Source organism: Mycolicibacterium gilvum, assembly GCF_900454025.1.
GTDB lineage: Bacteria > Actinomycetota > Actinomycetes > Mycobacteriales > Mycobacteriaceae > Mycobacterium > Mycobacterium gilvum.
Genome location: NZ_UGQM01000001.1, coordinates 5843531 through 5868318, shown reverse-complemented (window position 1 = coordinate 5868318; position 24788 = coordinate 5843531). Strand labels below are relative to the sequence as shown.

Annotated in this window: 30 protein-coding genes and 1 riboswitch; of the genes, 21 read left to right on the top strand and 9 right to left on the bottom strand. The window is 68.4% G+C overall.

Annotated elements, in window-relative coordinates:
• Position 1: 1 nt before the first annotated feature.
• On the bottom strand, positions 2-2854 hold the full coding sequence (locus tag DYE23_RS27700) for an FAD-binding and (Fe-S)-binding domain-containing protein (RefSeq protein ID WP_115328668.1): 2853 nt from the start codon (positions 2852-2854) through the stop codon (positions 2-4).
• Between the two features lie 34 nt (positions 2855-2888).
• On the opposite strand from DYE23_RS27700, the gene DYE23_RS27695 reads away from it, so the two are divergent.
• From DYE23_RS27695 to DYE23_RS27680, 5 genes are all read left to right on the top strand, one after another.
• Positions 2889-3635 carry a GntR family transcriptional regulator gene (locus tag DYE23_RS27695; protein ID WP_011891860.1) on the top strand — a complete coding sequence of 249 codons (747 nt, stop codon included), beginning with the start codon at positions 2889-2891 and terminating at the stop codon, positions 3633-3635.
• Between the two features lie 84 nt (positions 3636-3719).
• Positions 3720-3854 carry a hypothetical protein gene (locus DYE23_RS31800; RefSeq protein WP_013473213.1) on the top strand — a complete coding sequence of 45 codons (135 nt, stop codon included), beginning with the start codon at positions 3720-3722 and terminating at the stop codon, positions 3852-3854.
• A gap of 27 nt (positions 3855-3881) precedes the next feature.
• Positions 3882-4349 (top strand): hypothetical protein, encoded by a 468-nt coding sequence (locus DYE23_RS27690; protein WP_235660506.1) that lies wholly within the window; start codon positions 3882-3884, stop codon positions 4347-4349.
• Between the two features lie 24 nt (positions 4350-4373).
• Complete coding sequence (locus tag DYE23_RS27685) at positions 4374-4808, top strand: MarR family winged helix-turn-helix transcriptional regulator (RefSeq protein WP_013473212.1); 435 nt, start codon at positions 4374-4376, stop codon at positions 4806-4808.
• A 44-nt stretch (positions 4809-4852) separates the two neighbouring features.
• On the top strand, positions 4853-5272 hold the full coding sequence (locus tag DYE23_RS27680; RefSeq protein ID WP_013473211.1) for a DoxX family protein: 420 nt from the start codon (positions 4853-4855) through the stop codon (positions 5270-5272).
• Positions 5273-5277: 5 nt separating this feature from the next.
• On the opposite strand, the gene DYE23_RS27675 is transcribed toward DYE23_RS27680, so the two are convergent.
• Complete coding sequence (locus DYE23_RS27675) at positions 5278-6753, bottom strand: flavin-containing monooxygenase (RefSeq protein WP_115328667.1); 1476 nt, start codon at positions 6751-6753, stop codon at positions 5278-5280.
• 77 nt (positions 6754-6830) lie between these two features.
• Here DYE23_RS27675 and DYE23_RS27670 point away from each other — a divergent pair, with 77 nt between their 5' ends.
• From DYE23_RS27670 to DYE23_RS27630, 9 genes are all read left to right on the top strand, one after another.
• Positions 6831-7475 carry a TetR/AcrR family transcriptional regulator gene (locus DYE23_RS27670; RefSeq protein WP_011891865.1) on the top strand — a complete coding sequence of 215 codons (645 nt, stop codon included), beginning with the start codon at positions 6831-6833 and terminating at the stop codon, positions 7473-7475.
• A 7-nt stretch (positions 7476-7482) separates the two neighbouring features.
• Entirely contained in the window at positions 7483-7959 is a 477-nt protein-coding gene (locus DYE23_RS27665; protein WP_011891866.1) for a DUF309 domain-containing protein, read from the top strand.
• Positions 7960-8045: 86 nt separating this feature from the next.
• The gene (locus tag DYE23_RS27660) at positions 8046-8903 is read left to right on the top strand and encodes a CPBP family intramembrane glutamic endopeptidase (RefSeq protein WP_099962142.1); all 858 of its coding nucleotides are present in this window, start codon (positions 8046-8048) and stop codon (positions 8901-8903) included.
• Positions 8903-10126 (top strand): sensor histidine kinase, encoded by a 1224-nt coding sequence (locus tag DYE23_RS27655; RefSeq protein WP_235660505.1) that lies wholly within the window; start codon positions 8903-8905, stop codon positions 10124-10126. The genes DYE23_RS27660 and DYE23_RS27655 overlap by 1 nt, the downstream gene beginning before the upstream one ends.
• On the top strand, positions 10123-10785 hold the full coding sequence (locus tag DYE23_RS27650; RefSeq protein ID WP_011891869.1) for a response regulator transcription factor: 663 nt from the start codon (positions 10123-10125) through the stop codon (positions 10783-10785). The genes DYE23_RS27655 and DYE23_RS27650 overlap by 4 nt, the downstream gene beginning before the upstream one ends.
• Positions 10786-10799: 14 nt before the next feature.
• A complete protein-coding gene (locus DYE23_RS27645) occupies positions 10800-11381 on the top strand; it encodes a nucleoside/nucleotide kinase family protein (protein ID WP_115328666.1) in 582 nt (193 codons plus the stop codon).
• 36 nt (positions 11382-11417) lie between these two features.
• A riboswitch (TPP riboswitch) is annotated at positions 11418-11530 on the top strand.
• Positions 11520-12149 carry an ECF transporter S component gene (locus DYE23_RS27640; protein WP_011891871.1) on the top strand — a complete coding sequence of 210 codons (630 nt, stop codon included), beginning with the start codon at positions 11520-11522 and terminating at the stop codon, positions 12147-12149. It overlaps the preceding riboswitch by 11 nt.
• Complete coding sequence (locus tag DYE23_RS27635; RefSeq protein ID WP_115328665.1) at positions 12146-13624, top strand: ABC transporter ATP-binding protein; 1479 nt, start codon at positions 12146-12148, stop codon at positions 13622-13624. The genes DYE23_RS27640 and DYE23_RS27635 overlap by 4 nt, the downstream gene beginning before the upstream one ends.
• Positions 13621-14370, top strand: a complete 750-nt coding sequence (locus DYE23_RS27630; protein ID WP_011891873.1) for an energy-coupling factor transporter transmembrane component T family protein — start codon at positions 13621-13623, stop codon at positions 14368-14370. Before DYE23_RS27635 ends, DYE23_RS27630 begins: the two co-directional genes overlap by 4 nt.
• Here DYE23_RS27630 and DYE23_RS27625 read toward each other — a convergent pair.
• The gene (locus DYE23_RS27625) at positions 14354-14950 is read right to left on the bottom strand and encodes a TetR/AcrR family transcriptional regulator (protein WP_011891874.1); all 597 of its coding nucleotides are present in this window, start codon (positions 14948-14950) and stop codon (positions 14354-14356) included. The genes DYE23_RS27630 and DYE23_RS27625 overlap by 17 nt on opposite strands.
• Positions 14951-15074: 124 nt before the next feature.
• Here DYE23_RS27625 and DYE23_RS27620 point away from each other — a divergent pair, with 124 nt between their 5' ends.
• From DYE23_RS27620 to DYE23_RS27610, 3 genes are read left to right on the top strand one after another with little or no spacing between them, the layout of a single operon-like run.
• Positions 15075-16343, top strand: coding sequence for a cytochrome P450 (locus DYE23_RS27620; RefSeq protein WP_115328664.1), 1269 nt, complete (start codon positions 15075-15077; stop codon positions 16341-16343).
• A gap of 1 nt (position 16344) precedes the next feature.
• On the top strand, positions 16345-16551 hold the full coding sequence (locus DYE23_RS27615) for a ferredoxin (protein WP_041799818.1): 207 nt from the start codon (positions 16345-16347) through the stop codon (positions 16549-16551).
• On the top strand, positions 16541-17395 hold the full coding sequence (locus DYE23_RS27610) for an SDR family NAD(P)-dependent oxidoreductase (protein ID WP_115328663.1): 855 nt from the start codon (positions 16541-16543) through the stop codon (positions 17393-17395). The genes DYE23_RS27615 and DYE23_RS27610 overlap by 11 nt, the downstream gene beginning before the upstream one ends.
• Before the next feature lie 108 nt (positions 17396-17503).
• On the opposite strand, the gene DYE23_RS27605 is transcribed toward DYE23_RS27610, so the two are convergent.
• Positions 17504-17923 (bottom strand): hypothetical protein, encoded by a 420-nt coding sequence (locus DYE23_RS27605; protein WP_011891876.1) that lies wholly within the window; start codon positions 17921-17923, stop codon positions 17504-17506.
• A gap of 189 nt (positions 17924-18112) precedes the next feature.
• On the opposite strand from DYE23_RS27605, the gene DYE23_RS27600 reads away from it, so the two are divergent.
• Genes DYE23_RS27600 through DYE23_RS27590 form a run of 3 tightly spaced genes read left to right on the top strand, consistent with a single transcriptional unit; the run spans position 18113 to position 19608 of the window.
• Positions 18113-18871: an SCO6745 family protein gene (locus DYE23_RS27600; protein ID WP_041799820.1), complete on the top strand. Its 759-nt coding sequence runs from the start codon at positions 18113-18115 to the stop codon at positions 18869-18871.
• Between the two features lie 43 nt (positions 18872-18914).
• On the top strand, positions 18915-19280 hold the full coding sequence (locus DYE23_RS27595) for a YidH family protein (RefSeq protein ID WP_011891878.1): 366 nt from the start codon (positions 18915-18917) through the stop codon (positions 19278-19280).
• A gap of 1 nt (position 19281) precedes the next feature.
• Positions 19282-19608, top strand: a complete 327-nt coding sequence (locus tag DYE23_RS27590; protein WP_011891879.1) for a DUF202 domain-containing protein — start codon at positions 19282-19284, stop codon at positions 19606-19608.
• On the opposite strand, the gene DYE23_RS27585 is transcribed toward DYE23_RS27590, so the two are convergent.
• From DYE23_RS27585 to DYE23_RS27565, 5 genes are read right to left on the bottom strand one after another with little or no spacing between them, the layout of a single operon-like run.
• Positions 19601-20956, bottom strand: coding sequence for an MBL fold metallo-hydrolase (locus DYE23_RS27585; protein WP_115329128.1), 1356 nt, complete (start codon positions 20954-20956; stop codon positions 19601-19603). The two genes, DYE23_RS27590 and DYE23_RS27585, sit on opposite strands and share 8 nt — an antisense overlap.
• A gap of 8 nt (positions 20957-20964) precedes the next feature.
• Complete coding sequence (locus DYE23_RS27580; RefSeq protein ID WP_011891881.1) at positions 20965-21360, bottom strand: DUF302 domain-containing protein; 396 nt, start codon at positions 21358-21360, stop codon at positions 20965-20967.
• 40 nt (positions 21361-21400) lie between these two features.
• On the bottom strand, positions 21401-21670 hold the full coding sequence (locus tag DYE23_RS27575; protein WP_115328662.1) for a metal-sensitive transcriptional regulator: 270 nt from the start codon (positions 21668-21670) through the stop codon (positions 21401-21403).
• Between the two features lie 58 nt (positions 21671-21728).
• A complete protein-coding gene (locus DYE23_RS27570; protein WP_011891883.1) occupies positions 21729-22604 on the bottom strand; it encodes a sulfite exporter TauE/SafE family protein in 876 nt (291 codons plus the stop codon).
• Positions 22601-23179 carry a rhodanese-like domain-containing protein gene (locus DYE23_RS27565; RefSeq protein WP_011891884.1) on the bottom strand — a complete coding sequence of 193 codons (579 nt, stop codon included), beginning with the start codon at positions 23177-23179 and terminating at the stop codon, positions 22601-22603. The genes DYE23_RS27570 and DYE23_RS27565 overlap by 4 nt, the downstream gene beginning before the upstream one ends.
• A 215-nt stretch (positions 23180-23394) precedes the next feature.
• On the opposite strand from DYE23_RS27565, the gene DYE23_RS27560 reads away from it, so the two are divergent.
• Positions 23395-24774, top strand: coding sequence for an MBL fold metallo-hydrolase (locus DYE23_RS27560; RefSeq protein ID WP_011891885.1), 1380 nt, complete (start codon positions 23395-23397; stop codon positions 24772-24774).
• Positions 24775-24788: the final 14 nt, after the last annotated feature.

Sequence of the window (24788 nt, the reverse complement as noted above, 5' to 3'; positions counted from 1 at the left end):
CTCAATCCTCCAGATTCCGGGCGAGCAACTGGGCCAGGTGAATTCCGTGTCGGTCGGTCAGGTCGTCGAGCTGGGTGCGGCAGGAGAACCCGTCGGCGAGGATCGCGGTGGCGGGACCGGCGCCCCGGACGGCGGGCAGCAGCTGCTGTTCGGCCACCGCGACCGAGACCTCGTAGTGGCCCTTCTCCACACCGAAATTGCCTGCCAGACCGCAACATCCCCCGAGCCGCGACACCTCCGCACCGGCACCCCTCAACAGCGCCGCGTCGGTGCTCCACCCCATCACGGAGTGGTGGTGGCAGTGTGGCTGGGCGACCACGTGCCGTCCCTGCAGCGACGGCGGTGTCCATCCGCGGGCGGTGAGCAGTTCGGCCAGGGTGCGGGTGGCGGCACCGACCTGCGCGGCGATCTCGCCGCCGACGAGTTCGTCGGCATCCGAGCGCAGGACCGCGGTGCACGACGGCTCGATCCCGACGATGGGGACGCCCCGCCGGGCTGCGGGTGCCATCGCGGTCAGTGACCGGGTCAGCGTCCGTCGTGCGGTGTCGAGCTGGCCCGTCGAGATCCACGTGAGACCGCAGCACAGTTGCTTACCGGTGAGGGTCGGCCGATATCCGGCCGACTCCAGCACGCGGACCGTGGCGATGCCGACGTCGGGGGTGAAATAGTTGGTGAAGGTGTCGACGAACAGCAGCACCTCGTCCCCGGCTGCAGGGCTCGCCGGGCGTGATGCGAACCAGGACCGGAAAGTCTGCGACGCCAGCGGCGGGATGCTGCGTCGGCGGTCCACCCCGGCGGCGGCAAGGGCCGCCGCGCCGAGTCCGGGAAGGTGGGCGGCCCTGTTGGCCAGGCGCGGGACCGCGCTGCCCAGCTTGGCCCACCGCGGCAGCCAGCCCAGCGAGTAGTGCGACGCGGGCCGGAGGCGCCGCCGGTAACTCTGGTGCAGCACTTCGGATTTGTAGGCCGCCATGTCCACCCCGGTGGGACAGTCCGAGGCGCAGCCCTTGCACGACAGGCACAGGTCGAGCGCCTCGTGCACCTCGGGAGACCGCCAGCCACCGCGGACGTCGGCGCCGTTGATCATCTCCTGCAGCACCCGCGCCCGGCCCCGGGTCGAGTCCTTCTCCTCGCGGGTCGCGAGATAGGACGGGCACATCACCCCGCCGGTGTCGGTGTTGTCCGCGCGGCACTTTCCGACGCCGGTGCACCGGTGGACGGCCTGGGTGAAATCGCCGCCGTCGTGGCGGTAGGCCAGCGCCAGGTCATGTCGGATCGGGGCGGCGGCGGGCACCCGCAGGTCGGCGTCCAGTGCCCGCGGATCGACCACCACGCCGGGGTTCAACAGGTTGTCGGGGTCGAACGCGTGCTTGACGGCCGCCAGCAGCGCCAGGGCCTCGGGGGAGTACATCACCGGCAGCAGTTCGCTGCGCGCTCTCCCGTCGCCGTGCTCACCCGACAGCGAGCCGCCGTAACCGGCCACCAGATGTGCCGCGGCGACCATGAACTCACGGAACACCGCGATGCCACCGGGCCGGTCGAGCGGGAGATCGATGCGCACGTGCATGCACCCCTCGCCGAAATGTCCGTACGGCATTCCCGTGACGCCGAATTCCGCCATCAGCGCATCGAAGTCCCGCAGGTAGTCGCCGAGCCTGTCCGGTGGCACCGCGGCGTCCTCCCAGCCGGCGTGGGCCGGGCGTCCGCGGGGGCTGCGGGCGGCCAGACCCGCGCCGTCGGCCCGGATACGCCACAGCGCCGCGGCGCGTCCCCCCTCGCCGACCACCAGCGAATCGACGGCGCCGCAGCCGGATCCGACCTCGGCGGCACGGGCGAGGGCCTCCCCGGCAGTATCACCGACGACCTCGACGAAGACCCACGCGGCGCCCCGGGGCAGCGGCGGAACGGCCTTGTCGCCCTTGCGTTCCCGCACGACGTCGACGATCCGTGAATCGATGCCCTCACAGGCCGTCGGGCGGTGGCGCAGGATCGCCGGGGTCGCGTCGCCGGCACTGGCGATGTCCGGGAAGCCGAGCACCACCAGGACCCGGTGGGCGGGTTCGCGGACCAGTGCCACGGTGGCCTCGGTGCACACGGCCAGCGTGCCCTCGCTGCCGACCAGCAGGCGGGAGACGTCGAAGCCGTTCTCGGGCAGCAGATGCTCCAGCGAGTATCCCGACACCTGCCGGCCGAACCGGCCGAATTCCGTTCTGATGGTGCCCATTCCGGCCCGGGTGAGCTCCGAGAGCGCACGCGGGATCGGGCTGCTGGGCGCGGGGGACCGGGTTCCCGGACCCGAGGACGTGAGCCGCAGCTCCTCGCCGCGTGCGGTGAGCACCCGCAACGCCGCGACGTTGTCGGAGGTGCGGCCGTAACCCAGCGCCCGGGACCCACACGCGTTGTTGCCGATCATCCCGCCGATCGTGCACCGCGACAGCGACGACGGATCGGGTCCGAACCGCAGCCCGAACGGTGCGGCCTCGGACTGAAGAACGGCCTGCACCACGCCCGGCTGCACGACGGCGGTCTGCGCGTCCGGGTCGATCGAGAGCACCCGGTTCATGTACCGGCTGAAATCCAGGACGACGCCCGCGCCGATCGCGTTTCCGGCGATCGACGTGCCGCCACCGCGGGCCGTGACGGGCACACCCTCGCTCCGGCAGACGTCCAGCACGGCGTGCACGTCGTCGTGGCCGGTCGGAAACACGACCGCGGTCGGGGTGACCCGGTACAACGACGCGTCCGACGAGTACGCCGCGCGACTGGTCGCATCGACACGGACGTCGGCGATCCCGGCACGGCGGAGCGTGTCTGCGAGAGACTCGGGCACGGGTAGCACGCTACACGGCCGTAGCATGCTACGGAACGTCTCTGTTTGCTACAGTGCGCGGATGGCTGATGCCCAGCTGCAGCTCGCGGCGCTGCCCGCCGCGGAAGGTCGGCGTGCCGAGCAGGTGATGGCGGCGGTGCGTGCGGCCCTCGACGCCGGCGTGATGCGCCCCGGGGTCAAGTACTCGGTGTACCAGCTCGCCGACGCGCTGCAGGTGTCGCGGACCCCGGTGCGAGATGCGCTGCTGCGGTTGGAGGAGATCGGGCTCATCCGCTTCGAGGCGCGGCAGGGGTTTCGCATCCTGCTGCCGGACCCGCGGGAGATCGCCGACATCGTCGCGATCCGGTTCGCCCTGGAGCCTCCCGCGGCAGGACGGGCCGCCGCGGTCTGCGGGCCACCGCTGGCCGACCGGCTCGCCGAACGAATGGAGTTGCTGCGCCGGGCGGCGGCACGAGGGGACGAACCCGGATTCGCCGCGCACGACCTGTTGCTGCACGACCACATCCTGGAAGCCGCGGGCAACAACCGGGCCCGCAGGATCGTGCGTTCGCTGCGCGAGTCCACGCGGCTGCTCGGCGGGATCACCGCGGATCGCAGTCGGACCATGAGCGACATCGACGCCGAGCACCAGCCGGTGGTCGACGCCGTCATCGCCAACGACCCCGCGGCCGCGGCCGCGGCGATGCGGACCCATCTCACGTCCACGGGCCGGCTGCTCGTCGCGCAGGCCGTTCGCGACCAGGACTCCCCGCTCGATGCCGCCGCGGTGTGGGCCGAGGCCGTCGGCGCGAATACTGAACTTCCCTGAGAGCGACCGAATTTCGGCCGCTGGCTTTTAATTTTTTCCCGGGTATGGTCGGGGTTGGTGATGGTTGCGAGCAAAGGAGCAACGATGGCTGACAAGTCCCAGGGTCGAGCGGTCAAGAAACCCGCGATGACCATCAAGGAGCGCCGAGCTGCCAAGCGTGCCAAGGAGATCGAGTCCGGCGCCATGGTGACGCGGCGCAAGCGCGCGGAACGGTCCTGAACGAGCGACGAATTTCGCGGTGCCGACGTGTCGTCGGTGTTGATCCTCGGACCGACATCGGAGTTGACCCGCTCGATGATCGAATCCTTGAGACGTCTCAGTGTCGACGTGGTCGAGGGGTCCGCGCGCGAGGTCGACTCGGTGATCGTCGTGCTCGACATCGAACATCCGGAATCGCTGCTGGCAGAACGGTATTCGTGCCGTTCAGGCCTGCGGCGCCGTGCCTATGAGAACGAGGTCTGTGGCGTGGCGGTGGGTACCGCCCTCGCGACCGGCGCCCGCCGTGTCGTGGTGGTGTGCGATGGGCGCCGGTTGACGTTCGGACAGCGGATCAGAGCTGCCGGCATGGTGAGACGGCTGGCACGGCGGATCGACTACGAGTGCGAGCTCAACGGTGAGGGGCCCGTCGAGACGTCCTACGCGGTGGTCGACACCGGAGACGACGTGGCCCGCGTCACGGCTGCCGCTGCGCCAGCTCCGGTTGTGCACAACTAGACCGGGTGCGATACGGTTGTGCGCATGGCGAGGCTGCGTTTGGACGAGCAACTCTGTTTTGCGCTGTATTCGGCGTCGAGAGCTGTCACGTCCGCGTACCGGCCTCTGCTCGAGGAGCTCGGCCTGACCTACCCGCAGTACCTCGTCCTTCTGGTGCTGTGGGAGGAGGAGCCGTGCACGGTCGGACACCTCGGTGAGCGGTTGCACTTGGACTCCGGCACCCTCTCACCGCTGCTCAAGCGGCTCGAAGGTGCCGGGCTCGTGCAGCGGCAACGCAGCGCCACCGACGAGCGTCGCGTCACCGCCACGCTCACACCCGCGGGACGCGCCCTCGAAGAACGGGCGGCGTGCATCCCGGAACGGATGCTGGGTTCGACCGGCGCGGCCGCAGAGGATCTCGCCGCCCTGCGTGACGCTCTGCACCTCATCACCGAGGAACTGCATACACGCAGTTCCTGACGTTTTTGCCCCCTCACCTGGAATCGACGACGAAAGGCCCGATCTTGTCCGACCTGCCTGCGCCCCCGCCGACCACCCGCGCCCGGACCGTGGGACGGTACGCACTCGCCGGCGCGATGATCTTCGCCGGATTCAGCCACCTGTTCTGGGCGCGTGAGGAATTCCAGGCCCAGGTTCCCCGGTGGGTGCCGATGGACGCGGACGGGGTCGTCATGGCATCCGGCGGTGTGGAGATCACTCTCGGGGTGGGCCTGGCACTCCTGAACCGGGACCGGGTGCTGATCGGCCGGCTGCTGGCGGCCTTTTTCATCCTGATCTTCCCGGGCAACATCGCCCAGTACGTGAACCATGCCGACGGGTTCGGACTCAACAGCGACACCAGCCGTCTGATCAGACTCTTCTTCCAGCCGGTGCTCATCGCGTGGGCGCTGTGGGCGACGGGGATCCCGCGCGGGCGGCGCTGACGTCGCTAGGACGAAAGCGCTACCGGTGCACCGTGTTTGGTGAAGCGCAGGGACTCCTCGTCGACCTTGCCGTAGCGGATGGTCCGCAGATCGATGAAGTAGTTCTGCTTCAGCCGCCACGGGGCTTCCGAACCCGACTTCGGCAGCGTGTCCATGGCCCGGCGGAAGTAGCCGGGAGAGAAGTCCATGAACGGCTTCTCCTCCACGCTGTCTCCGGGGTGTTGCGCCTCGACACGATCGAATCCGTTGTCGTCCATGTAGTTCAGTAGGCGGCAGATGAACTCCGAGACCAGATCGGCCTTCAGCGTCCACGACGCATTGGTGTAGCCGAACGTGATCGCCATGTTGGGCACACCCGAGAGCATCAGGCCCTTGTACGTCATCGTCTTGGTCAGATCGATGGGTTCACCGTTGCGGGTCGCGGTGGCGCCGCCGAACAACTGCATGTTCAGACCCGTTGCGGTGACGATGATGTCGGCTGCCAGCTCCTCACCGGAGTTGAGTCTGATGCCGGTCTCGGTGAACCGGTCGATGGTGTCGGTGACGACGTCGGCCTTGCCGGCCCGGATGGTCTTGAACAGATCTCCGTTGGGCGCCAGGCACAGCCGCTCATCCCACGGGTTGTAGCGCGGACCGAAGTGCTTCTCGACGTCGTAGCCCTCCGGCAGCCGACGTTGGGCCATCGTCATCAGCGTCTTGCGCATGTACTTCGGGAAGCGCTGCGACAGTTGGTACTGCAGGGTGCTGAAACTGATGGCCTTCCAGCGGTTCACGAAGTGCGCGAGGCTGCCGGGGAGGTACTTGTTGGCTTTCTCCGCGATCGGATCCACCAGCGGCAGCGACCCGATGTAGGTCGGGGAGCGCTGCAACATCGTGACGTGTCCGGCGCCGCCGGCGACCAGCGACGGGATCAGGGTGACCGCGGTGGCTCCGGAGCCGATGACGACGATGCGCTTGCCGGTGTAATCGAGGTCCTCGGGCCAGTGCTGGGGGTGGATGATCTGGCCGGCGAAGTCGTCGGCTCCGGGGAACTCCGGCGAGTACCCCTGGTCGTAGTTGTAGTAGCCGCTGCACACCGACAGGAACGAGCAGGTGATCTGCTTCTGCTCACCGTCGTGGTCGACCGTCAGCTCCCACCGGTTCTCGGCATCGGACCAGTTGGCCGCCAGGACCTGGTGCTTGACCCGGATGTGCTTGTCGATGCCGTTTTCCTGCGCGGCCTCGTTGATGTAGTTCCAGATCGACGGGCCGTCGGCGATCGAGCGGGCGGACGGCCAGGGCTTGAAGCGGAAACCGAGGGTGAACATGTCGGAGTCCGACCGGATGCCGGGGTACTTGAACAGATCCCAGGTGCCGCCGATGTTCTCCCGGCGCTCCAGGATCACGTAGCTCTTGTCCGGGCAGCGCTGCTGCAGGTGCCAGGCGGTGCTGATGCCGGAGATGCCGGCGCCGACGATGACGACGTCGAAATGATCGCTCATGGCCCTACGGTATCAACACGGTGTCGATGCTTGTCAACAGTGTGTCGATAAAGTCGACGTCGTGTAAGGTAGCGGCGATGAGTTCCACCACTCGCACCGGCCGGGGACGTCGGGCCGCCCGCCCGTCCGGCGATGACCGCGAGTCGGCGATCCTGACCACCGCGGAGCAGCTTCTCGAGCAGCGTCCCCTCAACGACATCTCCGTCGACGACCTGGCCCGGGGCGCCGGAATCTCGCGCCCCACCTTCTACTTCTACTTCTCCTCCAAGGACGCGGTGCTGCTGGCGCTGCTGGACCGGGTGATCGCCGAGGCGAACGCGCGCGCGGACGCCGCGCTGGGTGGCCGCGACGACCGTCCGCTCGAACCCGCCGGGGTGTGGCAGGCGATCAAGGCGCTGTTCGAGACATTCGCCGCCCACCGGGCCGTGATGCTGGCCGGCGCGGCGATGCGGCCCAACAACCCGGAGGTACAGCGGGTGTGGTCACACTTCATGCAGAAGTGGATCGACTACACCGCAGCGTCCATCCGCGCCGAACGCGAACGCGGTGCGGCGCCGGACACCCTGCCGGCCGAAGACCTCGCGATCGCGCTGAACCTGATGAACGAGCGGATCATGCTCTCGGCGTTTGCGTCGGAACAGGCTGCGGTGACCGCCGACCGGCTGGTCGGCACGCTCGCCCACATCTGGGTGAGCAGTATCTACGGGACCCCGAGGGCATGATGAAGGGATGGCCGAACGCACCCGGGACGACGACGGCCGTCCACGCAACTCCCGGCCCCGGGACGCGCTGGGCCGACCGCTGCCGCCCGGTAGCGAGGGCGTCCCGCGGATACCCGACGAGCTTCGGCTGACCGCACCCGGGTACCTCGCCTACGCCCAGGACCTCCTCGACAAGGGGTTGGCGTTCAACGCCCACGAGGTGCTCGAGGCCGCGTGGAAAGAACGCCCGCAGGACGAGAGATCGCTGTGGCAGGGGCTCGCACAGCTGGCGGTCGGCGTCACGCACATCCAGCGGGGCAATATGCCCGGAGCGGCGGCCCTGCTTCACCGTGGTTGCGCGGGTCTGGCCGAGGTCGCTCGCCCTGCGCCGCATTCGGTCGACGCCGACGGTCTGATCGCGTGGGCGACCGACATGGCCGGTGAGGCCGCCGTGACCACGGAGATCGCGCCGGAACGGCTGCGGCCGAGGCTGACGCGGGGCTGATCGGCATCCGGGGGTAGCGCGTGCGCTACCGTCGGACGGTCCTGTGAGCCAGGGACTTTCGGGCAGGGTCGCACTGAACTGGATCCATGACCCGACAGCAGGATCTGACACGAGCCGAGCCGCCCACCGCACCCGGACCGCCCCGGTCCCGACATCGAGGCGTGCGGTGGTTCCTCGCCCTGGCGTTCCTGGGGGCCTGGTTGCCGTGGGCCGGGGTGCATGCCCTCGGCGGTTCGCTCGACGACCCGCTGATCCAGCTCGCCACCGCAGCCTTCGTGCCGGCGATCGCCGCGTGCATCGTGCGGCGGTGGATCACCGGGGAAGGCTTCACCGACTCCGGCCTACGGCTGGACCTGCGCACCTGCTGGCCGTACTGCCTGGCCGCAGTCACGATCCCGTGGGGGGTCCTGCTCATCGGCGTGACCGCCGCGACCCTCACGGGATGGTGGTCGCCCACCGAACTCGACATGCCCGCCGCGGCATGGGCGTACCTCGCCGCCGGACCTGTGGTCTGCCTCGTCGCCGCACCGATCTTCTGGGGTGAGGAATACGGCTGGACGGCATACCTGCGGGACAGGCTGGTGCCCGGACGCCCGGTCGCCACCACACTTCTGACGGGACTGATCTGGGGGATCTGGCACTGGCCGCTGCCCTGGGTGGGCTACTTCGGCGGGGAACTGGCTGTGTCCCAGGCGGTTTGGAGCATGGTGTGGTGGATCCCGCTGAGCGTACTGCTGGAGTTCCTCATCGGGTGGATGTGGTCGGCCTGCGGATCGGTCTGGCCCGGCGCGATGCTGCACTCCGGCGCCAACCTCGTCGCCGCGCTGGGGATGCTGCACGTCCTGGGTGACCGTGTCGGTGTCAACGAATCCACGGCTCTGCTCTGTATCGGTCTGACACCGTTCGTGGCGGCGGTCGCGTTGGCCCGCTCTAGACTCAGATGATGGTCCAGGCTCCGGCCCGAACGTTGGTCGCCGCGATGATCTCCGGGCCGCGATATCTGGTCTCGATGTGGCCGTGGCGGGCCCTGCTGTGGACTGTGTTCGGTGGTGTCCTCGGTACCGTGCTGATCGTCGGTCTGCCGTTGATCCTGGTGATGGGGGTCAGCCGATCGGCGCGCACCGCGGTGTGGGCGCCGCTGCTGGAGATCGAGTGCGCGCGACTGTCCCTGATCGACGAAGCCGCTGCCGAGCGCGCGCGGTCCGACGTGAATGCCGCACGCGCGCAGCAGCGCCTGCCGACGCTGCGCCAGGCCGGCTACATGGTCCTCACGGCGATGTTCACCGGCCCGTGGGGCGTTGTGCTGGTTGGTTTCTCGGCGATCCTGATCGGGGTCATGGTGGCCGCGCCGTGGTTGGTCCGTCCGGGTGAGCCGATCAACGTGGGGCTGTGGCTGATCGACTCCTCCGGCGAGGCGTGGGCTGCGGTCACCCTCGGTATCGCGCTCCTTGTCCTGGCGGCGTACCTCGTCGGGGCCTATGCGGCGGCGGTCGCACAGATCACCGTTGCGGCACTGGTGGATCCGCACGCACTGCAGCGCGAGGTGGCCCGGTTGGAGCACTCTCGGACCGCACTCCTCGACGCGGTGGAGCAAGAACGCCGGCGCATCGAAAGCGACCTGCACGATCGCGTCCAGCACCGTCTGGTGGCGCTGGCGCTGACGCTGGGAATCGCCGAGAACGCCCACGGCGATTCGGCCGCCGGGCGCCTCGCCGCCGACGCACACGGCCAGGTCGACGACATCGCCGCCGAATTGCGGTCGGTGCTGCTGGGCATCCTGCCGCGGGCGCTGACCGAGCACGGCCTGGTCGCGGCGGCGACCGACCTGATCGGTCGTTATCCGGTGGCCGTCGAGGCCGACTTCGGCGCCACCGAGATCCCGGCCCGCCTACCGGGCCCGGTCGAGCACACGGCGTATCTGGTTCTCAACGAGGCGCTGACCAACAGCGCCAAACACGCATCTGCCGGCCACGTCACGATCACCGCCGACCGCCGGGACGGGTTGTGGTGGTTGGTGATCCGAGACGACGGCCGCGGTGGCGCGACCATTCAGCCGGGCCGGGGGCTGGCCACGCTGGCCGCCCGCGTGGAGGCCGTCAACGGCACGCTGACGGTCACCAGCCCCGCCGGTGGCCCCACCGAGGTCGGCATGCGGTGCCCGGTATGACCGGACTACGCGTCGTGCTCGCCGAAGACGCACCGCTGCTGCGCGCGGGGATCGTCACGGTGCTCGAATCCGACGGCCACCAGGTGTGCGCCGCGGTCGAGTCCGCCGACGAACTACGCGCCGCCGTGCGGGCGCACAACCCGGACCTGGTGGTCACCGACGTCCGGATGCCGCCGACCCATACCGACGAGGGCATCCGGGTGGCGATCGAACTGCGCCGCGCCACCCCGGGACTGCCGGTGGTGATCCTGTCGCAGTACACCTCGGTCGGTTCCCTGGACCAGCTCCTCGACCGCACCGAGGACGCCGGCCGCGCTGGGCTGGGCTATCTGCTCAAGGACCGCGTCGCTCACGTGCGCCACTTTCTGGATGCGGTGCGCGACATAGCTTCTGGCGCGACGATCATCGATCCCGACATCGTTGTCGCGCTCGTGGGTGCGTCCCGCCGGCGAGGAGTTCTGGCGACGCTGACACCACGTGAGCAGGAGGTGCTCGGTCTCATGGCCCAGGGCCTGACCAACCCGCAGATCGCCCAACGGCTGGTCGTGTCCGAAGCGGCCGTGCGCAAGCACGTCGGCAACATCTTCGCGAAGCTGCCGCTTTCCGCCGACGGCGACCGGCGGGTGCTGGCTGTGCTCACCTACCTCAATGAGCACTGACCGGGGAGGTCTCGATGAGTACTGAGCGGGGCGGCGGGATCAGCATCGAGACCGTGGTGGACCGCATGGTGGCCGACGGCTGCACCACCGTCCTCGTCGACGGTCGGTCGGGTTCGGGAAAGTCCACGCTCGCCGACCGGATGCAGCAGTGCTGGCCGGCGAGCGAGGTGGTACGCCTCGACGACATCTACCCCGGCTGGGACGGACTGTCCTGGGCGAGCGAACACGTCGGCAGCGCACTGCTGGAACCGCGCTCCGAGGGACGACCGGGACGGTGGCGCCGGTGGGACTGGGCCTTGGACGCACCCGACGGCTGGCATGTCGTCGAGGCCGGTCGCCGCCTGATCGTCGAAGGCGTCGGTGCGCTGTCGCCGGCCAACCGTGCCCTGGCCGATCTCGGCGTCTGGGTCGACACCCCGGACGCGGTCCGCAAGCAGCGCGCGCTCACGCGCGACGGCGACCTCTACCGCCCACATTGGGACCGCTGGGCGGCACAGGAACTCGAGTACATCGCCCGCTGCGATCCGCGCGCGGTGGCCGACTACGTCGTCACCGAGACCGCCGACGGGCTGCGGTGGGCGTCGATGCGGGACTGACCCCGCCCTGGCGTGCCCGTGCCCCCCTGCGCTAGCTTGGACGCACACGGGAGTGCACACCGAGTGCGCTGAGAGGACGGCTGACCGGCTGTCGACCGTACGAACCTGACCGGGTAATGCCGGCGTAGGGAGATGCACGTGGACCAGCATTATCTTGATCCGACAGCAGAACAGGACCGCAAGCCGGTGCTGCAGTGGCGGGTGGTCGACATCGTCGTCGCCAGCGTCCTGGCCGTAGCCGCAGGGCTGGTGTTCGTGTTCTGGAATGTCGCCTCCAATCCGATCGCCGCACCGCTGGGCGCCGTTCTGCCGGGCTTGCAGGCCCTCGCCGGTGGTGGCTGGTTGTTCGCCGGGGTTCTCACCGCGCTGGTGATCCGGAAGCCGGGCGCGGCGCTGTACGGCGAACTGGTGGCCGCGACGGTGTCGGCGCTCGTCGGAAACCAGTGGGGTGTGCTGACCATCGAGTCGGGACTGGTGCAGGGCCTCGGCGCGGAGCTGGTGTTCGCGGCGTTCCTGTACCGGCGGTGGAATCTGCCCGTGGCCGTGCTCGCCGGCGCCGCGGCCGGAGTCGCCCTGGCCGTCAACGATCTGATCCTCTGGTACCCGGGCTCGACCACCGCGTTCGCCGCCATCTACACCGGTTCGGCGGTGGTCTCGGGCGCGGTGCTGGCCGGGGTGCTGTCGTGGTTCGTGGTCCGCGGGCTCGCCAAGACCGGTGCGCTGAGCCGCTTCGCCTCCGGCAGGGTGCCGAGCAGCCAGTCCCGATGACCGCCGACGCGGCCACCCGCCGCGGCGGAGCCGAGGTCGCAGCCCAGGGCTGGGGCTGGCGGCACGCCGGTCAAAATCGCTGGGCGACAAAAGAAATCGATCTCTTCATCGGGTCCGGGGAGAGGGTTCTGCTGCTCGGCCCGTCGGGCTCGGGGAAGTCGACGCTGCTGCAGGGGCTCGCCGGCCTGTTGGGCGGCGCCGACGAAGGGCATGCCGCGGGGCGCCTCCTCGTCGACGGGGCCCCGCCCGCCCAGCAGAGGGCACGCATCGGGATGGTGCTCCAGGACCCGGATGCCCAGGTGATCCTGTCGCAGGTCGGTGACGACGTCGCGTTCGGGATGGAGAACTTCGGGGTATCGCGCAGCGAGATCTGGCCACGGGTGGACGAGGCACTGGCCGCGGTGGGGCTGAACATGCCACTGGCGCAGGAGACTTCGCAGCTGTCCGGCGGGCAGAAGCAGCGTCTCGCGCTGGCCGGTGTGCTGGCCATGAGACCGGGCCTGATCCTGCTCGACGAACCCACCGCGAACCTCGACCCCGCAGGTGTCGTCGAGGTCCGCGATGCGGTCACCGCCGCTGCCGAGTCCACCGGTGCCACCGTGGTGGTCGTCGAACACCGCACCAAGGTGTGGCTTCCGGTCATCGACCGGGTGGTGGTGCTCGGCGCCGACGGCGCCGTCATCGCCGACGGCGCACCCGAACAGACCATCGCGGGCGAACGTGAACACCTTGTGCGCTCGGGAATCTGGATACCGGACAGCCCGGCCGTCACCGTGCGGCGCGCGCCCACCGTCGCTGCCGAGACGCTGCTCGTCGCAGCAGACCTCGCCGTCGGTTATCGGGATGCCCCGCCGGTCGGCACCGGGGTGAACGCCGAGATCGCCCGGGGCCGCATCACCGCGGTCACCGGTCCGAACGGCTCCGGGAAGTCCACATTGGCGCTGACACTGGGCGGTCTGTTGCCGCCGCGCGGCGGCACACTGCAAGGCACCGATGCATTCGCGCCGTCACCGAAGAGACCGGAACCGGTGCGGTGGCGGTCGAGAGAACTGCTCACCCGCATCGCGAGTGTTTTTCAGGATCCCGAACACCAGTTCCTCACCGGAACGGTCCGCGACGAGCTCGCGTTGGGGCCGAAGGCCCTGAAAAGCAACCCGGGTGACACCTCGGCACGGATCGACGACCTGCTGGCGCGGCTGCGCCTCGACCACCTCGCCGACCGCAGCCCGTACACGCTCTCGGGCGGCGAGAAGCGCCGGCTGTCGGTCGCGACCGTGCTGATGACCCGACCTGCGGTGATCGTCGCCGACGAGCCCACCTTCGGTCAGGATCGCCGCACCTGGGAGGAACTCATCTACCTGTTCGCCGAGATCGCCGACGCGGGAACCGCTGTCGTGGCGGTGACCCACGATGACGAGTTCGTCGACGCCCTCGCCGATGAACGCATCGAGCTCTCGGCGCCGGTGCGCCCATGATCCGCGTCAACCCCGTCGCGAAACTTCTGGCGGCTTTGGTGATCGCCGGTGTCCTGGTGCTCAGTGTGGACTGGGTGTCTGCGCTGACAGCGCTGGTACTGGAGATCCCGTTGTTCCTCGCGATGCGGATCCCGTTGCGTGCGTTCCTGATCCGTGGTGCCTTCATCACCCTCGCGGCGGCCTTGACCGCGCTGACCAACCTTCTCTACGGCGAACCCGGCGGTGCCGTGTATTGGCATTTCCTCCTCGTCACGGTCAGCGACGGATCCGTCGAGCTCGCGGCGGCGATGTTCCTGCGCGTGCTGGCGATCGCGCTGCCGTCGGTGTGCCTGTTCATCGATGTTTCGCCGACCGAACTCGCGGACGGTCTCGGGCAGATCATGAGGTTGCCCGCCAGGTTCGTGGTCGGCGCGTTGGCGGGAATGCGTCTGGTCGGCCTGCTGCGGCAGGACTGGGAGTATCTGGGCTACGCGCGCCGGGCGCGCGGTGTGGCCGACCACGCGCGCCTGCGCCGGTTCATCGGCCAGGCGTTCGCACTGCTGGTCTTCGCGCTGCGCAGGGGATCGAAACTGGCCACCGCGATGGAAGCCCGCGGTTTCGGCGCGTACCCGACCCGAACGTGGGCACGGCCCTCGACGTTCGGTGTGCCCGAAATGGTCCTGATCGCGGGCGCGGTGGTGATCGCCGCGGCGGCGGTCGCGGTGTCGACGGCCACCGGCCACTGGGACTTCATCGTCGGGCGGTGACCGCGCCGGTGCGGGAGTTGCGCAATCCGAGCGCGCGTCTGCCTGCTGCGATCAGCTGGTCCCTCAGAGTGTCGTCGTCGACGTCACCTCCGTAATCCACCCCGGCAGCGGAGGCGATCCCCGACATGGCGAGCGCAGCCTTCACCTGTCCGCCGAGTCCGGGCTCGACCTCGGAGAACAACGCCAGCTGACGGCGCACGAGGTCACCCCACTCCGATCGGGTCCGCAGAAGTGCGACGACGCCGGGGTCGCCGCTGAGCAGAGGGATCAGGGTGCGGTGCCGTGCCGCGATGGATGCATAACCGACGAGCATGTGATCGGCGCGGGCGTGTGGGGTCCGCTGCTCCTCGGCGGCATCCACGATCTCGGCGACCTCGGCGATGAGCGGTTCCATCACCGCGGTCAGAAGTTCGTCCCGCGTGCGGAAGTGGTGGTAGATGGCGGATTTCGTGAGTCCGAGTTCATCGGAGATCATCTGCAGTGACGTGCCGGCGACGCTGTATCGCTTGAACAGCTCGATCGCGACGTCGATGAGACGACGCCGAGTGGGCCCGCCGGCGCGGGTTGAGTCACCGCTCACACTTCCACCTCCGGTGTCGACCGCCTGACATGAGTCGCCTGCACTGACCGATCGTACAGCTTCTTCCTGTACGGTTGGTCAGTAGTTAGCTGTACGAATGGTCAGGCGAAGGGTCCAAGAAAGTATGACGGTGCACGAACTCGACTTTTTCCACGACGACGCGCTGATCGACGACCCGTACCCGGCGCTGGACCGTATGCGCGAGCAGAGCCCGGTGTACCGCGAACCGGTGCACGACGTCGTGGTCGTCACCGGATACGACGAAGTGCTGACCGTCGTCGGTGACCCCGAGACGTTCTCGTCCTGCAACTCGGTCACCGGACCCATCCCGGGCTTCCCCGTGTCCCTCGAAGGCCGAGACGAGGACGAGGTGCGGGCGTTGATCGACGCGCACCGCCACGAGTTGCCGTTCAGTGACCAACTCCCGTCATTCGACCCGCCCACCCACACCGCGCACCGCTCGCTGCTCTCCCGCCTGATCACCCCCAAGCGGCTCAAGGCGAACGAGGAGTTCATGTGGCGGCTGGCGGACCGGGTACTGGACCCGTTCCTCGCCGGACGGGGCGGCGAGTTCATCGGCAGGGTGGCCAGCCCGTTCGCCCTGCTGGTCATCGCCGACCTGCTCGGCGTGCCCGAAGAAGACCATGTCGAACTCACGTCGATGTTGACCGGCGACCACGCACTCGGCAGCACCGACGACGACGTCGTGATGGCACACACTCCGCTGGAGTACCTGTACACGCGCTTCACCGATTACATCTCGGAGCGACGCGCTCATCCGCAGGACGACGTGATGACCGAGATGGCGCTGGCGACTTTCCCGGACGGTTCCACGCCCGAGGTTATCGACGTCGTGCGGGTGGCAGCCAACCTCTTCTCGGCGGGGCAGGAGACGACAGTGCGGCTGCTCTCGTCAGCGCTCAAGTTGTTGGCCGAGGACGCCGCGCTGCAGGCCCGTCTGCGCCGAAACCCGACCGACATCGGCAACTTCATCGAGGAGTGCCTGCGCTTCGAGAGCCCGATCAAGGGTGACTTCCGGTTGGCGAGGGCGACCACGACGGTCGGCGGCGTTGAAATCCCGGCCGGCACAACGCTGATGGTGCACTTCGGCGCCGCCAATCGCGACGCACGCATCTTCGAGGATCCGCACATCTTCGACCCCGACCGGGCAAATGCCCGCCGCCACATCGGATTCGGCCGGGGAGTGCACAGCTGCATCGGTGCGCCACTCGCGCGTGCCGAGGGCCGGGTGCTCATTCAGCGCCTGCTGGAGCGGACCGAGGCCGTCCAGATCGACGAGCAGGCACACGGTCCCGCCGGGGACCGTCGCTTCCGCTACGTGCCGACCTACATCCTGCACGGGCTCACCGATCTGCACGTGACGGTCGGCTGAGATGAGAGTCACGGTCGACAACGATTCCTGTGCCGGCCACGGCGCCTGCACGGTGGCGTGCCCGGAGGTGTTCGTCATCACCGACGACGGCTACGCCGAAGCGACCCGGTCCGAAATTCCCGCAGCACTTCGATCCTCGGTCGCCGACGCGATCGAAAGCTGTCCCGAGCACGCCATCCATGTTGTGGAGGAGAACCATGTCAACTGATTTCGACCAGCAGGGCCGCAAGGCGTTCGACCTGTCGGGCAAGGTCGTCGTCGTCGTCGGAGCGGGCCAGAGCCCGGGTCCCGGCACGGGCAACGGGCGGGCCATCTCGCTTCTGGCCGCCCGGCACGGCGCAGAGGTGGTCGCGGTCGACCTGAACCCTGCGGCGGTGAAAGAGACGGTCGAGATGATCATCGCCGAAGGCGGCAGCGCGTATGCCGTCGAGGCGGATGTCTCCGACAAAGACGACTGCCGACGCATCTTCGACACGGCGATGCAGACCAGCGGCCGCGTCGACGGCATGGTCTACAGCGTGGCGACGAACCCCCCGTTCGACTTCGAGACGAACTCGATGACGGTGGAGAACTTCAACCGCGGCATCAACGTCAACATGCTCGGCTGCTACTACTGCAATCTGTTCGCCGCCGAGTGTATGGAGCGCAATGCCGGCGACACCACCGGCAGCATCGTCAACATCTCGTCGATCGCCAGCGTCAAGAACGAGCTGGGCCTCAACATCGGCATCATGCCGTACGCGCTGGGCAAGTGCGGGCTCAACCAGATCACCGAGATCGCCGCGGTGCAGTACGCCCCTATGGGTATCCGGGTCAACACGCTGATGCTCGGGCCGATCAATTCCGTTCTGGCCAACAGGGATTCACAGTCGTTGTTCGGCCTGGACGCCGAGGAGGCGACCGCCCGGCACAACGAGGTGGTCAAACTCAAGATGGGCCGAGGCACGGTGTGGGAATCGGCCTATGCCGCGCTCTATCTGCTCGCCGACGAGTCCCGGTTCATGACCGGGCAGCAGCTCCGGCTCGACGGCGGCGCGACGCTGGTGCGGTGAACCATACTGCGCCGCCGTCGGATTCCCACCGGTCGATCGCCATACCCTGATCAAAGACGGTTAAGCTCTGTTGCGGCCCTGCGGTGGAAGCGAATTCGATGATCGCGGTCATGATGTCTCCTCTGAAAGGTCGTGAAGACCCTTGTCCCAACGGGACTGGCGCACCCGGTCACACAGTGCGCGTGTGACGATAAACAGGGCGACAGCGGCGACGGTGGTTCCGGCCCAGATCAGGACTCCGCCCGTTGCGGCCTGGGTGGCCGCAGAGCCGGTGTGGCGATGACTGAGCGCGTCGTAGGCCGCCGTGCCGACGGCTCCGGCCACCGGCAGCGCGATCAACGACACGAAGAACGCCAGCACCAGCACCGCGGCTTCCACTCGATCCACGGCGCGGACGAGCGCGTGCCGGCCGCGCAGGCGGGCGAGCAGGGGCCAGCGCGGAACGGCCAGAGTGAACGACGTCCACCCGGTCTCGTCAGTCCCGCGACTCGTCGTCGCGTCCTGATCCCTGGCTCCGTGCGCGCGCACTGTTCTTCCTCCTGTTGACGTGGTTGCGGTGAATCGGGTCTGGGCCGGCGCCCGCTCGGGCGCCGGCTTTCCATGCCCCTTCATGGTGGTCCGTTTCGCGACATCCGGCTTGGGCCACGGGGACAACGGTCAGGTGCGACTTTGTCGCCTGCGCACAATGAGCGTGGACCGGGCGCTACTCTGCCCTCTATGAGCAACGCCGACCTGATCGAATCCGTCGCCGCCGCAGGTACCGCCATCGAACAGGCGGTTGCCGTCTTCATGCTTCACCCCGAAACCTACGGCGGCAGCGTCGCCGCGGGTTACGAGAACCCGCTGGCTGGTTACATCGCCGGGCGGGGCGGCGTTCTGGGTGAGGCCAACGGCGCCACCGTCGCTGCGGTGTTCGCGGTGTTCGAACCCACTGCGGTGGCGGCGATGTGGGACGAAGGCGTCGCGGTGCGCGGCGCGGCCGGTGCAGCGGAGGTCTACTGGAATCAGACCGCCGAGTTCGGTCGCAAGTACCTGGCCGGTGCGGACGGACTGGACCGGATCGCCGCACTGGGGGAGAAGCTCATCGCTTCCGCGCCGAACTGGGGAGTGCCGCTGTTCGTCGGGTGGCGGGCGATGCCGCTGGCCGAAGATTCTCCCGCCCGGGCGTTGCAGGTGATGTTCGTGCTGCGTGAGCTGCGTGCCGCGCTGCACTTCAACGCGCTGTCGCTGTCCGGCGTGACACCGATCGAGGCGCACATGCTCAACAAGGGCCCGCAGTACGCGGCGATGTTCGGCTGGCCCGAGCCGTACGCCGACGGCGCGGACAAGAAGGACCGCTACGACGAGATCGAGCAGGCGACCAACCGCCGCATGGCAGAACTCTTCAGCGCTGCGCTGGAGAACGGGGAAGCCGGTGAACTGGCCCGGTTGAGCACCGCGGCACTGGCGACCTTGAAGGCCAACGTCCCGAGCTGACTTCCCGTCTCGGGACCGGCCGCAAAGACGTAGGCTCACCAGGATGAGCGCTCCTCACCGACCCGGCGACGGAGAGCCCGACTACCGCTTCACGCTGGCCAACGAGCGGACCTTCCTGGCCTGGATCCGCACCGCGCTGGCCTTGATCGCCGGTGGCATCGCCGTCGTGCAGTTCGTACCGTCGTTCGGGATTCCCGGCGTACGGCACGGGCTCAGCGTGGCACTGACCGCCGGAGGCGGAGTGCTGGCCGCGCTGGCCGTGCGGCGCTGGCAGCGCGTGCAGGCCGCCATGCGTCAAGACGGGGAGCTGCCACCGACCCGTATCCCGGTGCTCCTCGGCGGCGCCATCTTTCTCGTGACCGTGGCGGTTCTGGTGGTCCTGGTGATCTGGCCACCGACCGGGTACTGAGATGCCCCGCCCACTGCCGGACAAGCCGGGTCTGCCCGCGGAACGCACCCTGTTGTCCTGGGAGCGAAGCTCATTCGGATTTCTCGTGGGCGGAGCGCTGGTGCTGCTGCGCCAGCACGGGCCCCTGGGACCGGGTCGGATCCTGCTCGCCGTCACCGCCACGCTGCTCGCGCTGCTCGTGCTCGCCCTGGGCTACCGGCGGTCGCACGCGATCAGGGACAGTCCGGCCGTCACCGCCGAGCCGCGCACGGAGGTGCTGCTGATGGGCGGCGCCACAGTGGTTTTCGCGGTCACCGTCGTTGGCGTCCTGCTCTTCGCCGTCAGCTGACCAGGCCGGTCTTCTCCGCTTGGTCGAACGCGTCGTCGACGAGGACCACCGTGCGGTCGCCCCGGTCGATCATCGATGCGGCGATCGATGAGCGGTATCCGGACGCGCAGTGCACCCAGACCTCTCCGTCGGGAACCTCGTCGAGGCGCCGGCTCAGCTCGTGCAGTGGAATGTTGACCGCTCCTGCGATGTGCCCGTCGGCGAACTCGCCACTCTGGCGGACGTCGAGCACCGCCGGCGCCTGTGCCTGCATCGCGTCGGCCAGCGCGGCGAAATCGGCGACACGGTAGGACCGTAGCGGCGTCCCTTCGGCCAGGTCGTGGATGTCTCCGGTGGCGGACCCGGTCAGGTTGTCGACCCCGATGCGGGCGAGTTCACGTCGGGCGTCGGCGATCTGGTCGACGTCGTCGCCGATGAGAGTCAGCGGCGACCCCCAGGAGTAGAGCCAGCCCAGATAGGTGACGAAGTTGTCCGACAGCTCGAAGCCCAGCGTCCCGCCCAGATGTCCGGCGGCGAATGCGGTGCGGTTGCGCAGGTCCACCACCCATTCGCCGCCCTCGATGCGGCGGCGGAGTTCGTCGGGATCCACCGGTTCGGGCACCGAGAGGTCGACGGGGTCGGGGCCCTCGGTGTTGATGACACCCATGTGCGCGTAGTACGCGGGGTAGGCCCCCAACCCGGCGATCAGTTCGTCGACGTAGCTCTGCTCGTCCTGGGTCAGCGCCGGATTGGTCTGGCGCTGATCGGCGATGGTCGACGAATCTCCGCTGGCGGGAGTGGCCGAGCAGAAGCTGCCGAAACCGTGGGTGGGGTACACCTCGGCGGTATCGGGCAGCTCGGCGGCCAACCGCCGCACCGAGTGGAACTGCGCGTGGCTGAGTTCCTGGGTGTGCTCGTCGCCCAGCAGGTCCGTGCGCCCGGTCGTGCCGTGCAGCATCGATCCGCCGGTGAACACGCCGAGCACCGGATCACCCGAACCACCGGCATCGCGCAGCACGTAGCTGACGTGGTGGTGGGTGTGCCCGGGGGTGTGCATCACCTGCAGCCGGACCGGGCCGGCGTCCACGGTGTCGCCGTCGCTGACGGCGCGCCGCTCGTATCCCACGTCGTCACCCGCGGGCACGACGTATTCGGCACCCGTGACGCGGGAGAGCTCCAGTCCGCCGGTCACGTAGTCGTTGTGGATGTGTGTCTCGAGCACATGGCTGATGCGCACCCCGCGCTCGCGGGCCAGGTCGAGCACCCGGTCGATGTCGCGCTGCGGGTCGACGACGACGGCGGTGCCGTCGGCGCTGATCAGATAGCTGCGGTCTCCCAACCCGGAGGTCTCGATGATGGAGACGTCGATGGCTGAACTCATAGCGATTCGATTGCGGCGCGCAGCTTCGCAGCGGCTTCGTCGGCGACCTCGCGCAGGCCCGGTTGGTCGGAGACCTGGACCATGATCTGCGGATCCATCGCGTCGACGATCACCGTGTCACCGTCGCCCGAGGTGTCGGCGCGGACGGCGACGTTGCAGGGCAGCAGCAGGCCGATCTGACGGTCGGCGTTGACCGCACGGTGTGCCAGCGGGGGATTGCACGCCCCGAGGATCAGGTAGTCCTCCATGTCCTCGCCCAGCTTGGCCTTCAGGGTGGCTTTCATGTCGATCTCGGTGAGCACACCGAAACCCTGGTCTGCCAATGCCTTTCGGGTTCGCTCCACCGCATCCTCGAACGTGGTGTGCAGCGTGGTCGACAATGCGTAACTCACAGTTCCTCCGATCTCGTCGTCGTTGACGCCGGTTGGCAAATCAAGCCAGGGCCAGAAACAGCTTCTCCAGCTCGGCTTCGGTCATCGGCTGTTGGCCGTCGGCCGCTTCCCCGGTCAGGCATTTGCGCAACCCGGTGGCGACAATCTTGAAGCCGGCCTTGTCCAGGGCGCGTGAGACCGCAGCCAGTTGTGTGACCACGTCCTTGCAGTCCCGGCCCTGTTCGATCATCGAGATCACCCCGGCGAGCTGCCCCTGCGCCCTGCGCAGCCTGTTGAGCACCGCGGCGATCGCATCCTCGTCACCAACCATGGCGCCTCTCCCTTCAACCGACGTTATAGCCATGGTACCCGCGGGGGTATTCCCGTAATCATGCATGGGCGCCCCGCGCCGCCCCGATTCCGGTGATCCGGCGCAGCGGACAGTGCGCATACCTGCTGCAGGCGAACGTCATCAGCGCGGCGATCGCCGTCAGCGCCGCCCCGGCGATCCCGACGGCCAGGTGAATCTCCTGGGCCAGGATGACCGACGACATCGCCAGCACGAACCAGCCGAACGCCTTGCGCAGCGAGTCGGGGTTGACCATCGAGGTCAGCCGCGCGCCGAGCAGTGCGCCCACCACGGCCGCGGCGGTCACCGCCAGCGCCAGCGACCAGTCGATCTGCACGCTGGACAGGTATCCGCCCAGGCCGGCGAAAGACTTCATCGCGATCACGATCAACGAGGTGCCGACCGCGACCGGCATCGGCAGTCCGCCGAGCAACGCGAGGGCGGGCACCACCAGGAAGCCGCCGCCGGCGCCGACCAGGCCGGTGACCAACCCGACAAGAAGACCCTCGGCGAGGATCTTGGGGACGGGCAGGCGATGGGAACCTTCGGTGGCCTGCACGTTCTTCCGTCCACGCAGCATGGCGACAGCGGTGGCGATCATCATCAACGCGAAGCCGATGAGCAGCACCGTTCCCGGGATGAAGCGGGCCAGCAGCCCGCCCGCATAGGCGCCGGCCATGCCCGCGGCGCCGAAGATCAGCCCGGTGCGCCATTGCACCCGTCCGGCTCGGGCATGCGAGACGGCGCCGATCGCACTGGTGACACCGACGACGAGCAACGAGGTGGCGATGGCCTGCTTGGCGTCCATGCCGGCCACATAGGCCAGCAGCGGGACGGTCAGGATCGAACCTCCGCCGCCGAGCAGTCCCAGTGCGATACCGACGAAGACGGCCAGGCCGACGGTGAGCGCCATCATGACGCGCTGCCTTCCACGAGCTGGGCCACGATGCCCTCCGCGTCACAGGAGGCGCCGCGGTTGTAGGGCAGCTTGGAGAGCAACATGCCCATCGCGCAGGTGTTGGACAGCGCCGCGAAGGTCAGGCCGCCGCCGACCGCGCCGGCCACCCATTTCAGCTTCGGGGCGGCAATGCTGCCGAGAATGCTCGACAGCACGATCGAGCCGGCCACCAGACGGACCTGGCGTTCCAGGTCCCACCGCTGGGCGCCGCGGTTGACCGCGAATCCCTTGGCTTCCCACGCCGTGATGCCGCCGTCGAGGATGTGCACGTTGGACAGCCCGGCGTTGCGCAGGGTCTCTTCGGCCTGGGCGGCACGCTGACCGGACCGGCAGACCAGGACCACGTCCTCGTCGAGGTGCTTGACGATCTCGTCGCGGTGTTCGCGCAGCAGGTCCAGCGGCACGTTGTAGGCGCCGGCGATATGGGCCGTCTCGAATTCGCCGGGGGTACGCACGTCCAGCACCCGGGGCGGGGTGGGGGAACCGAGCATCTGGCTCAGGTCGTGGGAGTCGATGGTGACGGGTGCGGTCATTGAAGTGAGTCCTTTCCGGTGACTGGGCTGATGACGAAAGTCCCTGGAGGGTAGATACCTCAGGGGGTATCGTCTCCCTCATGATAGACATACCCCCGGGGGTAACCGCAACAAGGAATTTTTATACCCCCTAGGGTACTTGACATACCCGAGGGGTATCGGCAGTCTGAGACGCAGAAGGCCGGACCCACCTACCGAACGAGAGGACCACCGCCATGAAGTTCATCCAGTACTACCTGGACTGCCTGTCGCATGCGTCGTACCTGATTGCCGACGAAACCACCGGGCGCGCAGTCGTTGTCGACCCGCAGCGGGATGTGGCCGAGTACCTGTCCGATGCCGAGGAGTTCGGCTACACCATCGAGCTCGTCATCGAGACGCACTTCCACGCCGACTTCCTGTCAGGTCATCTGGAGCTGGCCGAGGCGACAGGCGCCAAGATCGTGTACTCCTCCGTCGCCGAGACCGAGTTCGAGTCGATGGGAGTCGCCGACGGTGAGCGCTACTCGCTGGGCGACGTGACGCTGGAGTTCCGCCACACCCCCGGCCACACGCCGGAGTCGATGAGCATCGTGGTCTACGAGCACGCCGACGACCAGGTGCCCTACGGGGTGCTGACCGGCGATGCGCTGTTCATCGGTGACGTCGGCAGGCCGGACCTGTTGGCCTCGATCGGATTCACCCGCGAAGAGCTGGCCGAGAAGCTCTACGACTCGCTGCACAACAAGCTGATGACACTGCCCGACGCCACCCGGGTGTACCCGGCCCACGGCGCGGGCTCGGCCTGCGGCAAGAACCTGTCGACCGACCTGTGGTCGACGATGGGCGAGCAGAAGGAGACCAACTACGCGCTGCGCGCGCCGGACAAAGCGACCTTCATGGCGCTGGTCACCGAGGGTCAGCCCCCCGCACCGAGCTACTTCGTCTACGACGCGATCCTCAACCGCAAGGACCGGGAACTGCTCGACCAGACCAAGATGCCCGCCGCGATGACCTATGAACAGGTCCGCGACGCGATGGCCGCCGGGGCGATCCTGGTCGACGGCCGTGGCCCGGAAGAGTTCGCCACAGGCCACCTGCGCGGTGCCGTCAACATCGGGCTGGCTGGCCGCTACGCCGAGTTCGCCGGTTCGGTCGTCCCCACCGACGTCGACATCGTGCTGTTCACCGAACCGGGTCAGGAGCTCGAAGGCAAGAACCGGCTCGCCCGTATCGGTTTCGACCGGGTGGTCGGCTACCTGGACCGGCCGTTCGAGGTGATGTTCACCCACCCCGGAGACGTCCAGATGGCGTCCCGGCTGACCGCCAAGGCGTTCGATCAGCGTGCCGCGGAAGTGGCGGACCTGCAGATCGTCGATGTGCGCAACCCGGGTGAGGTGGCCGCCGGAACCATTCCGAACGCGATCACCATCCCGGTGGGCCAGCTGCCCGCCCGGTTGGGCGAACTCGATCCGGCCAAGCCGACCGTCGTGTACTGCGCCGGCGGTTACCGGTCCTCGGTGGCCGCAAGCCTGTTGCGGGGCAACGGTTTCACCGACGTCAGTGACATCCTGGGCGGCTTCGGCGCCTGGGAAGAAACCCATCAGAACGCCTGAGTGGCAGGAGGATT

Coding starts and splice junctions, on each gene's coding strand:
- DYE23_RS27700 (WP_115328668.1), bottom strand. CDS start 2,854: ATGCTACGGCCGTGTAGCGTGCTACCCGTGCCCGAGTCTCTCGCAGAC.
- DYE23_RS27695 (WP_011891860.1), top strand. CDS start 2,889: ATGGCTGATGCCCAGCTGCAGCTCGCGGCGCTGCCCGCCGCGGAAGGT.
- DYE23_RS31800 (WP_013473213.1), top strand. CDS start 3,720: ATGGCTGACAAGTCCCAGGGTCGAGCGGTCAAGAAACCCGCGATGACC.
- DYE23_RS27685 (WP_013473212.1), top strand. CDS start 4,374: ATGGCGAGGCTGCGTTTGGACGAGCAACTCTGTTTTGCGCTGTATTCG.
- DYE23_RS27675 (WP_115328667.1), bottom strand. CDS start 6,753: ATGAGCGATCATTTCGACGTCGTCATCGTCGGCGCCGGCATCTCCGGC.
- DYE23_RS27670 (WP_011891865.1), top strand. CDS start 6,831: ATGAGTTCCACCACTCGCACCGGCCGGGGACGTCGGGCCGCCCGCCCG.
- DYE23_RS27665 (WP_011891866.1), top strand. CDS start 7,483: ATGGCCGAACGCACCCGGGACGACGACGGCCGTCCACGCAACTCCCGG.
- DYE23_RS27660 (WP_099962142.1), top strand. CDS start 8,046: ATGACCCGACAGCAGGATCTGACACGAGCCGAGCCGCCCACCGCACCC.
- DYE23_RS27655 (WP_235660505.1), top strand. CDS start 8,903: ATGGTCCAGGCTCCGGCCCGAACGTTGGTCGCCGCGATGATCTCCGGG.
- DYE23_RS27650 (WP_011891869.1), top strand. CDS start 10,123: ATGACCGGACTACGCGTCGTGCTCGCCGAAGACGCACCGCTGCTGCGC.
- DYE23_RS27645 (WP_115328666.1), top strand. CDS start 10,800: ATGAGTACTGAGCGGGGCGGCGGGATCAGCATCGAGACCGTGGTGGAC.
- DYE23_RS27635 (WP_115328665.1), top strand. CDS start 12,146: ATGACCGCCGACGCGGCCACCCGCCGCGGCGGAGCCGAGGTCGCAGCC.
- DYE23_RS27630 (WP_011891873.1), top strand. CDS start 13,621: ATGATCCGCGTCAACCCCGTCGCGAAACTTCTGGCGGCTTTGGTGATC.
- DYE23_RS27620 (WP_115328664.1), top strand. CDS start 15,075: ATGACGGTGCACGAACTCGACTTTTTCCACGACGACGCGCTGATCGAC.
- DYE23_RS27615 (WP_041799818.1), top strand. CDS start 16,345: ATGAGAGTCACGGTCGACAACGATTCCTGTGCCGGCCACGGCGCCTGC.
- DYE23_RS27610 (WP_115328663.1), top strand. CDS start 16,541: ATGTCAACTGATTTCGACCAGCAGGGCCGCAAGGCGTTCGACCTGTCG.
- DYE23_RS27600 (WP_041799820.1), top strand. CDS start 18,113: ATGAGCAACGCCGACCTGATCGAATCCGTCGCCGCCGCAGGTACCGCC.
- DYE23_RS27595 (WP_011891878.1), top strand. CDS start 18,915: ATGAGCGCTCCTCACCGACCCGGCGACGGAGAGCCCGACTACCGCTTC.
- DYE23_RS27590 (WP_011891879.1), top strand. CDS start 19,282: ATGCCCCGCCCACTGCCGGACAAGCCGGGTCTGCCCGCGGAACGCACC.
- DYE23_RS27575 (WP_115328662.1), bottom strand. CDS start 21,670: ATGGTTGGTGACGAGGATGCGATCGCCGCGGTGCTCAACAGGCTGCGC.
- DYE23_RS27570 (WP_011891883.1), bottom strand. CDS start 22,604: ATGATGGCGCTCACCGTCGGCCTGGCCGTCTTCGTCGGTATCGCACTG.
- DYE23_RS27565 (WP_011891884.1), bottom strand. CDS start 23,179: ATGACCGCACCCGTCACCATCGACTCCCACGACCTGAGCCAGATGCTC.
- DYE23_RS27560 (WP_011891885.1), top strand. CDS start 23,395: ATGAAGTTCATCCAGTACTACCTGGACTGCCTGTCGCATGCGTCGTAC.